Annotated in this window: 11 protein-coding genes; 3 read left to right on the top strand and 8 right to left on the bottom strand. The window is 34.5% G+C overall.

Going from position 1 to position 13,169, the window contains the following annotated elements; genetic code table 11:
- Positions 1 to 89: 89 nt before the first annotated feature.
- Entirely contained in the window at positions 90 to 2,543 is a 2,454-nt protein-coding gene (locus I5M19_RS11685) for a DUF5916 domain-containing protein (RefSeq protein ID WP_200066511.1), read from the top strand.
- A gap of 10 nt (positions 2,544 to 2,553) precedes the next feature.
- Here I5M19_RS11685 and I5M19_RS11690 read toward each other — a convergent pair whose 3' ends face one another.
- Together I5M19_RS11690 and I5M19_RS11695 are read right to left on the bottom strand one after the other, a co-directional pair.
- Positions 2,554 to 3,243, bottom strand: coding sequence for a response regulator transcription factor (locus I5M19_RS11690; protein ID WP_200066512.1), 690 nt, complete (start codon positions 3,241 to 3,243; stop codon positions 2,554 to 2,556).
- A complete protein-coding gene (locus I5M19_RS11695; protein WP_200066513.1) occupies positions 3,240 to 4,748 on the bottom strand; it encodes a sensor histidine kinase in 1,509 nt (502 codons plus the stop codon). The genes I5M19_RS11690 and I5M19_RS11695 overlap by 4 nt, the downstream gene beginning before the upstream one ends.
- Before the next feature lie 126 nt (positions 4,749 to 4,874).
- On the opposite strand from I5M19_RS11695, the gene I5M19_RS11700 reads away from it, so the two are divergent.
- On the top strand, positions 4,875 to 6,074 hold the full coding sequence (locus tag I5M19_RS11700; RefSeq protein ID WP_200066514.1) for a DUF3738 domain-containing protein: 1,200 nt from the start codon (positions 4,875 to 4,877) through the stop codon (positions 6,072 to 6,074).
- A gap of 3 nt (positions 6,075 to 6,077) precedes the next feature.
- Here the strand turns inward: I5M19_RS11700 and I5M19_RS11705 are convergent, their stop codons facing one another.
- From I5M19_RS11705 to nadA, 6 genes are all read right to left on the bottom strand, one after another.
- A complete protein-coding gene (locus tag I5M19_RS11705) occupies positions 6,078 to 7,100 on the bottom strand; it encodes a DUF3078 domain-containing protein (protein ID WP_235985831.1) in 1,023 nt (340 codons plus the stop codon).
- A gap of 120 nt (positions 7,101 to 7,220) precedes the next feature.
- Positions 7,221 to 7,970 carry a hypothetical protein gene (locus I5M19_RS11710; RefSeq protein ID WP_200066516.1) on the bottom strand — a complete coding sequence of 250 codons (750 nt, stop codon included), beginning with the start codon at positions 7,968 to 7,970 and terminating at the stop codon, positions 7,221 to 7,223.
- A gap of 62 nt (positions 7,971 to 8,032) precedes the next feature.
- A complete protein-coding gene (locus tag I5M19_RS11715) occupies positions 8,033 to 8,863 on the bottom strand; it encodes a glucosaminidase domain-containing protein (RefSeq protein ID WP_200066517.1) in 831 nt (276 codons plus the stop codon).
- 55 nt (positions 8,864 to 8,918) lie between these two features.
- Entirely contained in the window at positions 8,919 to 9,458 is a 540-nt protein-coding gene (locus I5M19_RS11720; RefSeq protein ID WP_200066518.1) for a glucosaminidase domain-containing protein, read from the bottom strand.
- Between the two features lie 2 nt (positions 9,459 to 9,460).
- A complete protein-coding gene (locus I5M19_RS11725) occupies positions 9,461 to 10,099 on the bottom strand; it encodes an O-methyltransferase (RefSeq protein WP_200066519.1) in 639 nt (212 codons plus the stop codon).
- A 76-nt stretch (positions 10,100 to 10,175) separates the two neighbouring features.
- Positions 10,176 to 11,168, bottom strand: a complete 993-nt coding sequence (gene nadA / locus I5M19_RS11730) for a quinolinate synthase NadA (RefSeq protein ID WP_200066520.1) — start codon at positions 11,166 to 11,168, stop codon at positions 10,176 to 10,178.
- A 406-nt stretch (positions 11,169 to 11,574) separates the two neighbouring features.
- Between nadA and nadB the strand changes: the two genes are divergently transcribed.
- A complete protein-coding gene (gene nadB / locus I5M19_RS11735; RefSeq protein ID WP_200066521.1) occupies positions 11,575 to 13,167 on the top strand; it encodes an L-aspartate oxidase in 1,593 nt (530 codons plus the stop codon).
- The last annotated feature ends 2 nt before the right edge of the window (positions 13,168 to 13,169 follow it).

Genomic DNA, 13,169 nt, shown 5'->3' on the forward strand with positions numbered 1-13,169 from the left:
CATTTTTTAACATTCATTAACCAACATTTAACATAAAAAAGTGTAACGTTTTTCCATCTTCATCCATCTTATAGCCTATAAACTAACTGATGAGAATTTTACCTGCCTTATTTTTATCTGCATTCACACTGACGGCCTTCGCTCAAAATCCAAAAAAAACCCTTGTTGCCATTAAAACAGAAACCGCTCCAAAAATAGATGGCATATTGGATGATGCGGTTTGGAATAATGTTCCTATAGCAACAGATTTTGTTGAACTGCAACCCAATGCCGGCCAGCACGAAAAACAAGATGAACGTACCGAGGTGAAAATATTATACGACAACAGTGCCATTTATATTGGCGCACGCATGTACGAAACATCTGCCGATAAGGTGGCGAGAGAACTGGCTACCCGGGATAAAATTGGAAATGCAGATTTTATAGGTATTATCCTGGATACTTATAAAGACGGGATAAATGGCTCCGGTTTTTTTGTAACAGCTGCAAATAGTCAGTTTGATGCGAAATATGCACCAAACCCTAACGGAAATATAGAAGATGAAACCTGGAATGCGGTTTGGATAAGTCGCGTGAATGTTGACAGTTTAGGCTGGACAGCAGAACTTAAAATACCCTATTCGGCATTACGTTTTGCAAAAAAAGATGTGCAAACCTGGGGTATGAACCTGATAAGAAAACGGCAGTTTGAACAAAAGCAATTATTTTGGAATGAACTCGACCCCAAGCAAAGCGGCTTAATAAATCAGGAGGGTATACTAACCGGATTGGAAAAACTAACGCCGCCGGTAAGGCTGGCTTTTTACCCGTATTTTTCTACTTACGTAAATAACTATCCATACAATACACCTGGAGTTAAAAACACGACTACATCTGTTAATGGAGGTATGGATGTTAAATATGGTATAAATGAAAGCTTTACCCTTGACCTTACCCTGATCCCAGACTTTGGACAGGTACAATCGGACAATAAAATTCTGAATCTTACTCCGTTTGAAGTAAAATACAATGAGAATCGTCCGTTTTTTACCGAGGGAACGGAGCTTTTTAATAAGGGGAATTTGTTTTATTCCCGCCGCGTAGGCGGACAGCCTATAAATTTTAATAATGCGTACAATGATTTGAAACCCGGTGAGGAAGTGGTGAAAAACCCGACAGAAACCAAATTGCTTAATGCTACTAAGCTTTCGGGGCGTTTGAGCAATGGCTTAGGAATCGGAGTTTTTAATGCTATTACAAATACTTCTTACGCTACCATTGAGGATGCACAAGGTAACAGGCGCGAAGTGCAAACCAGCCCGTTAACAAATTATAACATTATTGTACTTGATCAAAATTTAAAGAACAATTCGGCTGTTACGCTTATTAACACCAATGTAGACAGGTTTGGTAAAGATTATTCTGCTGATGTTGGCGGGTTGGTTTATAATTTAAATAATAAAAAAAACAACTATAACCTAAGTGGCTATGGTTTCATGAGCAACTTGTTTTATCCGGATAAACCAACACAAACCGGATACAGTTATGAAATTGGCGGTGGTAAATCTTCAGGGAATTTTACATGGAATGTTTATGAAGATTTTGTAAGCAGTACGTATGATCAGAACGATTTAGGCATTTTATTCAATAATAATTTTATAGATCATAATATTAACCTTCAATACACTAATTATAAACCTAAAAAGTTTTTTACCCAATGGGGAGCCTGGACAAACACCTATTATTCACGTAGGGTAACACCATCGGCCTATCAGTATTTTAACCAAAACTTTGGCGCCTTTTTTAACTTCAAAAACTTTTGGTACGGCAATTTTAACGGCCACTTTCAACAGGAAGGGAATGATTTTTATGAACCCCGAACTGAGAGTAGGGTTTATAAATCGCCGCAAACTTTTATTCTGAATTTTAATTTAGGTACTAACCAGGCTAAAAGACTTTCAGGAGGGCTTTTTTATTCCAACAAATGGCTTAACCGATTAAATGGGAAAGGCACCGACATTGAAGTGTATTACAATTTGCGGCTTAGTAACCGGTTCTCCTTCGGTGGCGATGTCACCTACAGTCCGCGGATAAATTATACGGGATACTCTACACGCGACACCCTAACGTCTGATCCGATATTTGCTTTACGTAATGTGCACACCGTTGAAAATATATTTAACCTAAAATATACTTTTAATAGTGTAATGGGGCTGTCACTAAGATTAAGGCATTATTGGAGCAAGCTTAACAATAAGGAGTTTTTTGATCTTGCACAGGATGGCTCCCTGGCTCCGCTTAGTACGAACAATTTCAATCATGAGGTTGATCAAAATTTTAACACCTGGAATATTGACATGATATATGTTTGGCAATTTTCTCCGGGAAGCGAATTAAGTATTTCCTGGAAAAACTCTACACAAACATTTAGCAACCTGGCCAATCAAGGGTATTTCCGTAATTTTGATAATACTTTTAATCAGCCTCAGAATAATAACTTTTCGCTGAAATTACTATACTATATTGATTTTCAAGATCTGAGAAAAAGACATAAATCAAAATAAACATCCCTCTTTAATATATTAATTTATATCCTTGCCCGCGTATATTCAGGATAGACACCGATGGGTCGTCTTTCAAATACTTACGGAGTTTGGCCATAAATACGTCAAGGCTACGGCCGGAAAAATAATCGTCATTGTTCCATAGTTCCATTAATAGACTGTTCCGGTTCAATACATTATTCCGGTTTAAAAGAAGTAAGTGCAGAATTTCACTTTCCCGGGTTGTAAGCGTACGTTTGTTTTCCATCCGGCTTAAAATACCCAAAGGGTATTGAAATTTATAGCTCCCTATCTGTATGGTTTTAATTTCTTCTTTTTCTTTTATTAAGATCCTGTTTCTACTTAATAACGCTTTAACACGAATTATTAATTCCTCCAAGCTAAAAGGTTTTTTTAAGTAGTCATTTCCTCCGCTTTCAAACCCTTTTACCACGTCCTGAATTAAAGATCTCGAAGTGAGGAAAATTATGGGAAGCTCTGCATCTATGTTTCTTATTTGTTTTGCAAAATCAAATCCGCTGCCATCCGGCAGCATCACATCAAGAATAATTATATCGGGAAGAATATTATAATACAATTCTTTTGCACCATGTATGGTATCAGTGTGTACAACTTCAAATCCACGCGAATTAAGGCTTTCATGCACAATTTCCGCAAGTACAAGTTCATCTTCTACCAATAATATTTTACTATTGTTCATACAGGCCACGCTAATGTTAATTTTGTGCCTTGCCCGTATTCACTTTCTGCTTTATACCAACCATGGTGTTTCTCTATAATACTTTTCACGTAGCTTAAACCCAATCCGTGTCCTTTTACAAAATGTTTGTCACCTGAACTCACTCTATAAAACTTTTCAAATACGCGAGGCAGAGCTTCAGAAGATATTCCGATACCGTTATCTTTTACCGCTATAGCCAAAAATCCATTTTCTACACTACAAGCTACCTGAATATTTACTTCACCGGGCGTATATTTTATAGCATTATCAATAACGTTTTTTATAGCATGTTCAAAGTATGTCTTATCTGCATACAGTTCATGTACCTGGCTTAAATTATTATAAAACCAGTTAATTTGCTTCTGCTGTATTGCTGCCGATTCATATAACATTTTCTTTAGCAGATCATCAACGTTAAACCACTCGGGGGCAATACTAAATTGTTGTGTATCATATATGGCTACATTTAATATCTTATCCACTAAAGCCGATAGTCTGACTAATTCATTTTTTGAGTGATTAAGGTATTTCTGCGTTTTCGCTTTGTCATCAAGCACATTAAAATCTGTTAAGGCTTCAATAGCTGCAGATGCTGTGGCAATAGGCGTTTTAAATTCATGAGTGATATTTCCTATAAAATCGTCCTTTATTTTTGACAGGCGTTTCTCATTAAACAATTGCTTTAATAAATAAAGAAGGCTAAAGGCTACCATTATAATTACCATTAACGATCCTGCAAACATCAGCCCCATTTTAGAAATAATATAGGAAAAAGGGTTGGTAAACATCGCCCGTACATATTGCTGTTCCCCTTTCTGCTTATATGTAGGATAAGATTTGGTAATTATCGGATATTTTGTTTTAAGAGCAGTATTAAAATTGCTTTTATTAAGAGTGCTATCTTTAGCACGCAAATAAAACCTGAAGGGTACGTTAATATCGCGTTGTTTTAAATAATTGGTTAATACTGGTCTTAAACGTATTGTATCGAAGTCGTATTTTTGACTATTATCTATCATAAAACCTCCCAAATTTTGGGTACGGTAGTATACTATGTGGTTTTCCAGGTCTTCGCTTCTGAAAGTATAAGCAAAACTTTCTGCTATTTCCCTTTTAAAGATGGTATCATTTAAGTGTAATACTCCTTTTATATTTTTGTTTGAAAATGATGATGATGAAAACTTATCTCCCGGGTTATGGGCATTTGCTATAGTATAAATGTATTTCTTTTTATCTTCGTTATATTCTCCTGTTATCTTAAACTCAGCCGTATCCATTAAGCGATTTGCGATAAGGTGCTGTATAGTGTCACACCGCAAGCTGAATTCTTTTTTTAAAGCATCCTCAAATGCCATGTTCACTTCCTTTTCGAAAGTTTCCTGATTTACTTTATAATAATTTTTTACCCAAAAAAACTGTAGCAGCAGCACTATTGCAATTGCAGATACACATAGTATTAATATAAACCGTGTTTTGGCGTTCATTACTCAAAAATACTGTATGGCATGTTAAATTATATTTCTATTAACCTAATATAACCTAAATTAACCCTTTCGTTAACCCTGTTTGTAGTAATTATTCTTCAGTTTTGATTAACAAATTTTACTGCAATGAAAAAACTTTTGATTTTTGCTTATTTGGTTGGCTGTTTACAAACCAGTGCTCAAAATACCGCTTTAAAGGTTGGAGACATCTTTCCACATATTCTTTTTAAACCTATTATAAACGCACCTGTTAAGGAGTTTTTAATTCCGGCTAACGCCAACACTAAATTGTATATAATTAATTTTTGGGGCACATGGTGTAGCCCATGTATTCCGGAAATGGATAAACTTGCAAAGCTGCAAATTACCAATCAAAAGGATGTACGAGTAATTGCCCTTTCTGACGACTCACCTGAACGGTTAAAAAAGTACCTGATTAAAAAGCCTTCCAAGTTATGGTTAGCAAGCGATACATCATTTTTTTTATATAAAGCTTTTGGCTTTTCTTATGTAGGACAAAGCGCCATAATTAATAGTAAACACCAAATAGTAGCTTTGGTTAAAACAGATTATATTAATCAAAAAATGATTGATGATTTATTGAAAGGGAATAAGATTAGATCCGGTGCGGAAATTAAAGAACAAGCGGTAACTTCCGGAAAAGACATTTTTGGCGTAGATAGTACACAATCTGAAAGTTTTACTATTCGGGGTTATATGAAAGGTCAACAAAGTATGGGACGACATTATATAAACGCTCCGTACAATGGCCGAAGGATTAGTTATATTAATGTTTGCGCAACAAATATGTATAAAGATGCCTTCGATATTGTTTCCTCAAAGCAAATTATTTATGAAATAGAGGAAAAACAAGTGTGTGATTACGATAATAAAAACTCGCTTTATTGTTTCGATCTGTTGGTGAAACCAGAACAAAAAGATAGCCTTAAAAGTATAATGAAAAAAAAATTATTAGCTGTTTTACCAATAAAAGCACGAACAGAACAAAAACTGATCCCTGTTTATATATTAAAATGTAGCGACTCTACTAAGCTAAATAAATCAACAAATGAAAAGTTTAGTTATAGCTTTAGCGGACGGGGTTTTGACGGTACAGCCGCCACTATGAAAGATTTTTCATCGACATACTTAAGCAACGAGATGGACCTTCCAGTCGTAGATGAAACGGGTTTATCTCAGCGCTTCGATATAAAAACAAATGTTGAGGTAAGAACCCTGGATGGTATTAAAAAATCTTTGCACGATCTTGGACTAACCCTTGAGAAGGCTGAAAGGAAACTTGACATGTTGATTTTTTATAAATAGTTTTTACGGAAACTTATAAATTATTCCTAATCCTAAACCTTCCGTTCCCTGAACTGAATCTGATGTGTTTTTATCAAATAATAGGGTACCGCTTATAGATACATTAATCAACCTGTTCACTTTTGAAACCAAAGCCGCATCTAAACGGTGGCGAACATAGGTAAGCGGCTGTCCATAAGGAATAAACATATCATAACGCGTATTCAAATGCATATTTTTAGCTATATCTTTATCGAAAATAGCTACTATTTGAAATGCGATATCATTTCTGATTGTTTTACCAGGTGTAACCCCATAGTTAGCCGGTTGATTATGATATATAGTAGTATCTAAAACAAATGTTTGGCGTGCCGTTCCGGTACCAAGGCGCAGATCAAAATAGGGCGCTGGTTTATATTCAAAACCTAAAGATTCGGTTAAATAACCCGGAGACATAAAATTGGAAATAAGTAACGGAGGATTTAGAACAGCTCCTGAACCATCAGTATATTGATATCCTTTATCAAATTGCGATTCGAAACTTAACGAACCAAAAAAGTACCAGTGTTTAGATAATTGAGTGGCTACTTTATTATCAAGGAAAATTCTGTCGTTTGATTTCCGGGCAGATTGACCCTTATTTTTAGATTTTCCGTAAAGCAGGTTTAATTCAGTTGAATAACTAAAAGGAGCTTTATTATAATCCAGACGGTAAATAAAATTAGACCCTAATGCAATAGAGTTTACACCACCGGCACTATAATTATCACTAAACGCTGCCTGATTAAAATTTAAAGCGAATGTTACATGTCTGCGCCAGTAACTTACCTTATAATCAAGCATGGTAACAGGTATCAATTCCTGCTGAATTTGCAATGGTTTAGACGGAACAGGTATAGCGTTTCTTTTAGGAGAGATGCGATATCCGTTTAGTACTGCAGTATCAATTTTTACTGTATCTTTTTTTACTGTGTCAATTAAAACTGTATCTCTTTTAACGGTATCGGTAGTTTGCGCATTTGCGGAGAACACGATTGAAAATGACAATAATAAAAGTGTCTTAAGTCCGGTTTTCAACATATTACAAATAAAATGTAAAATTCTCTTATTTCATTACTCTTTTTTAAACTTCTACTTCACATAACTCCTGCTCAAACCTTACATCGATTAGGGTATAGTTGTGGTTGGCACAATCACCGGCAAATTGTATGCATCCGGATTTCTTAAATATCTTTTTAAATTATTTTGTATAGATGCAATAAATTCATAATCTTTTGCAGCAATTACAAAATAATATCCGGGCCGGTATTTTGCCATAAAATCTGATAAATCCGGATCGTGCAAACCGGTTACACGACCAACAAACGATTTATTGAACCTAAAATCAATTATAGATTGCTTATAATCTGCCTCTATAACCTCCTGTAAATGTCTTGCATTTCTTCCACTTTTGCTGAAAATATTATACAGCGCATCTATATTGATCCCAACTCCGGCCCCGGGCGAAACGCTAAGCAAATCACGATCTCCTAATGAGCCATAAATTTTATTGTACGCTTTTTTTGTGGCTTCCAATTTTTTTTGGGGAGAAATTTTAGTGTCAAATATATCTACTTGCTTTAGCTGAATAACTAATGGCTGCATATACACAGCCAACGGGCTATAATTTTTTAATATTATAGTATCTGCTTTATAATCCGCAGAAGAAAATATCAACTTATCGCCAGGGGAAACATCTATTTTAAACTCGCCTTTAAAATTATTATAAACTGATTTGCCTGTATTAGTGTTCAGAATGTTAACCTTAGCTACCCTGGCCTCACTTTCCTTATTAAATACAATGCCGTCTATCTCTTTTTGCTGTCCAAAAACGGAGAACGAACTAATAAGGAAGAAAACACATAGCCATAATTTCATTATTAAATAAAACTACATTTTTTAAAAGCGGTTTACTTTGGTATTAACAATAATTAACATGCTTATTTTGCTACGATTAGCTTTTGTCCTATCTTAATGATATTATCTTCCATATTATTTAATGCCTTTAATTCATCAACAGTTAAACCAAAACGTTTGGATATATTGTATAGTGTATCGCCTTGGATTACTATGTAAATTTTATCAACAGGTGTATTTTTCACTACCGTGTCTTTATCTTCTTTTCCTATATTCTTATTTATTTCCGATAACACCCTGTCTTCTCTTTTTATTTTTTGTATTTCACCTTCGGCTCTGTCATATTGGGTAAGATCGTATTTATTAATAACACTAATTAACAGCTGTGGATATTTAGGATTAGTTGCATAACCGGCATCTTTTAGTCCGTAAGCCCAGCCTTCGTAGTCATTTTTATCCAACTCAAATAATTTAGCGTATCTTTTTTTCTTTAAAAATTCTGAATGGTCGCGAAAACTGTCTTCCGGATTATTATACACTCTAAAGCAGTCATTAGAATTATCATCATCTTTATAATAGCTTTTGCCGTTCCATCCACTGCCACATTTAATTCCAAAATGATTATTAGCTACTTTAGCTAATTCGCTGTTACCACTACCTGATTCAAACAAACCCTGTGCAAGTGTAATACTTGCAGGAATGCCATACAGGTTCATTTCTTGTATAGCAATATCCTTAAATCGTTCTATATACTGTACAGATGTATAGGAAGTATAATTAGCTATTGCTTTACGATTAGCTTTTTGAATGCTTTTATTATTACGGCGAGCTTTTTTATTACTTATTGTATTTTTATGCGCGGCGCATGAGGAAAAGAAAATAACGGCGATTATTAAAAATAAAAACTTCTGCATTATAATACCTTAATAGCTTGTATCATGATCCAAACTTAAGGTTAAAAAATATAATTTAATTATTTTGAGCTATTTGACTTTCATTAGCAGGGTTTCCGTCTAAATCATGTAGATCGTACTTTTCTATTATACCTAATACCTGAGAAGCCCATTTTTTGCTGCTTGCGTATCCGTTACGCTGTATTCCTAAAGCCCAGGCTTTATAATCATATTGGGTAAATTTATCTGCCAATTTACTGAACTGCTTTCTTTCAGTCATTATACGGGCAAAATCTTCAAATGAATCTAATACAGAATCGTAGCGTTTATATGCTGATCTTACTTTCTTTTTATTTTTATAATAAACTACCGATTTGCTTCCCTTTACTCCAAATTGATTGTTTAAATGTTTAGCAATTGCACTTTTGCCGCTTGCAGACTCATGAATTGCAATGCCTAAAACAATACTTGCCGGTATTCCGGTCTCATGCATTATACGAATGGCATTATCTTTGAACTTATCAATATAGGATTCAGCTGCTGTTTGTCCGAAAGAAGTTTGTGAAGTTGCTGTAAAAGCTATTGCAAGTAGCAAAAACGTAAAGAGTTTCTTCATAATTATTTTTTTCTGATAATCAATAGTCCGTCACGAACGGGTAGAATGAGTTTTTCAACCTGTGTGTCAACAGCTATTTTTTCATTTAGTTTGCGGAAACTTTCAGTATCGGTGTCTTTTTCACTACCGTAAACTTTCCCTTTCCATAAAACATTATCAATTATTATTAACCCTCCGGGTCTTACTTTTTCTAATACTAACTCAAAGTAGGTATAATTATTCTTTTTATCAGCATCAATAAATACTATATCAAAGTTATTTTCCTCAAAATCAGCAATTACAGCCTCAGCAGCACCGAAATGAAGTTTAATTTTATTTTCAACATTTGTTGATTTAAAATGTGAAATAAGCATTTCCTCTAACTCGCGGTTAACTTCTATGGTATGTAATATACCATCATCCGATAAACCTTCAGCTAAACAAATTGCTGAATATCCTGTAAACGTGCCTATTTCCAAAATTAATTTTGGCTGCATCATTTTACTTAGCATACTCAACACCCTACCCTGGTAGTGCCCGGATAACATATTAGGTTTTAAAACCTTCAGATATGTTTCACGATTTATTTTTTGGAGTTGACCAGGTTCAGTATCGCAATGATCATCAAGGTATTTCTGCAAAGCCGGATCAAGAATTTCCATAATGCAAAAATACAAAATAGATATTTAACTCACTTTTTATAAGTACTCAGCTTTTTATCTTATTCATATCCAATCTCTACAGCCCTAATTGAGCAGAAATATCTAACATTCTTTCTATAGGTTTTACAGCTTTTTCTATAACATGAGGTGGAACATAAATTTCAGGCATCTCATTTTTTAAACATAAATATAACTTCTCTAAAGTATTCCTTTTCATGTGGGGGCAATCATTGCAGGCACAAGTATTATTTGGCGGAGCTGGTATAAATTTCTTATCAGGGTTGTCCTTTTCCATTTGATGAATAATACCTGCTTCTGTAGCAACTATGAATTCCTTATCCGGGCTGGAAGTAGCATATTTTAATATCCCTGTAGTTGATCCAATATAATCAGCCATTTTCAATATAACTTCCTCACATTCAGGATGCGCTAATATTTTAGCATCAGGATATCTTTCTTTAAGCTTAGTTATTTTTTCTCTACTAAAAATTTCATGTACCATGCATGCACCATTCCATAAAACCAAATCTCGTCCTGTTTTTTTTGCCACCCAAGCTCCTAAATTTCTATCGGGTCCAAATATTATTTTTTGGTCTTTAGGCAGGCTTTCTACTATTTGTACCGCATTGCTCGATGTACATACAACATCGCTTAATGCCTTTAGTTCCGCTGTACAATTAACATATGTTATAACCAGATGATCGGGATAATTTTCTTTAAATTTTTTAAATAAATGTGGTGGGCAACTATCTGCTAATGAACACCCTGCCTTTAAATCAGGTAATAATACCTTTTTATTCGGTGATAATATTTTAGCTGTTTCTGCCATAAAATGAACGCCGGCAAACACAATAATATCAGCGTCAGTTTTTGCAGCTTGCTGTGAAAGGCCCAAACTATCACCGATATAATCGGCAATATCCTGGATATCTCCTTCCTGATAGTAATGCGCCAATATAACTGCATTCTTTTGCTTCTTTAGTTTTTCAATTTCATCAAAAAGATCAATAGACGGATCTATATATTCGTCTGCAAAACCTTTCACTTTTATTTCTTCGAAGATATCCATTCAACAATTCAATTAATAATAACTTCTTTTTATATATAAATAAAACTATTGTTATTAAGGTGTTAGTTATGTTAAAAAATAGTGTTACGCTTTATATAAAATGTTGTTTTTAATTATTTACTAACAATATATATGGAGTTTTTATTTTTTATTTTATTGATTTTAAGATTAATGTGACAATCAAAATTTATTTTAAAATCCTTTTTGTTAATAAATTGTAGTGTATAAAAATGTTAGTTTCGTCTCCCAATTATCTTATAAATCATTCAAAAGTATTGTTAAAAATCAAGAAATTCGGAGTTCTCCACCTTGTTATTTATTTATAAAAATTTACTTACACAAATTTAACATGTTTTATACCGCTTATTAACATAAAGCATATTTTTACACCATACATATTTAAAACATGTCTAAAACTGTTGATTTCCTGGTTATAGGTTCGGGTATCGCCGGACTAAGTTTTGCATTAAAGGCGGCAAAACATGGTAAGGTGCTGATAGTTACTAAAGCTAATGAGGATGAAAGCAACACTAAGTATGCACAGGGTGGTGTTGCTGTAGTTGTGGATAAAAAAGAAGATTCATTTGAAAAACATATAAATGATACGCTTATTGCCGGAGACGGGCTTTGTGATAAGGAAGTAGTAGAAGCGGTAGTTAAGGAGGGACCGGAACGTATAAGAGAGATTATCGATTACGGAACCAACTTTGACAAAAATAATGAAGGCATTTATGACCTTGCGAAAGAAGGTGGTCATTCAGAATTTAGGGTTTTACATTATAAAGATATAACCGGTTTTGAAATAGAGCGGGCATTACTTGAAGAGATACACAGGGAGAAAAATATTGAAATTTTAACACATTATTTTGCCGTTGATCTGATCACCCAACATCATTTGGGTGAGTTGGTAAAAAAGTCTTCTGATGATATAGCATGTTACGGTATTTATGCACTTAATACCTTAAATAATAAGGTAGAGAAAATACTCTCAAAAATAACAGTAATGGCTTCAGGCGGTGCTGGCCATATTTATTCGGTTACTACTAATCCAACCATTGCGACGGGTGATGGTGTAGCAATGGTTTATCGTGCTAAGGGTAAAGTACGTAACATGGAATTTATACAATTTCATCCTACTGCGCTCTATAATCCGGGAGAATATCCATCATTTTTAATATCAGAGGCCGTAAGGGGTTTTGGTGGCATATTAAAACGGACTAATGGTGAAGAATTTATGCAGGAATACGATGAACGCAGGTCCCTTGCTCCGCGTGATATTGTTGCACGAGCAATTGATGCTGAAATTAAAAAATCAGGTGAGGATTTTGTTTATCTGGATGTCAGGCATAAAAGTAAAAATGATATGCTCGAGCATTTCCCCAATATATATGCTAAGTGTTTAGATATAGGTATAGATATGACCAAGGATATGATACCTGTGGCTCCTGCTTGCCATTATATGTGTGGTGGTGTAATGGTTGATCATTCCGGACGATCTTCTATAACAAGGTTGTACGCTTGCGGTGAATGTTCGTCTACAGGGTTACATGGTGCTAACAGGTTGGCTTCTAACTCGTTGTTAGAAGCACTGGTATTCGCCCATAGAATATATAAAGATGCAATTGTGAACGTGGATAGATTTGTAATTCCTGATCATATACCAGATTGGAATGAACATGGAGTAAAGCTATCAAATGAGGATATTTTAGTTACCCACAATGTGCGTGAAATGCAGAAATTAATGAATGACTATGTGGGTATAGTACGGTCTGATTTTCGTTTAGAAAGGGCTATGCGACGTTTAGGGTTACTTTATGAAGAGACAGAAGAGTTTTATAAAAAAACAAAGTTATCTGTAAAGTTATGTGAACTTAGGAATTTAATACAGGTGTCTTATCTGGTTGTAAAATCGGCTATGAAACGTAAAGAAAGCAGAGGGTTACATTACACCACTGATTATCCTGTACATGCTGATATTTTGGAAGATACTGTTTTTTAGAG

This window comes from Mucilaginibacter segetis (genome assembly GCF_016522075.1).
In the GTDB taxonomy this organism is placed as follows: domain Bacteria; phylum Bacteroidota; class Bacteroidia; order Sphingobacteriales; family Sphingobacteriaceae; genus Mucilaginibacter; species Mucilaginibacter segetis.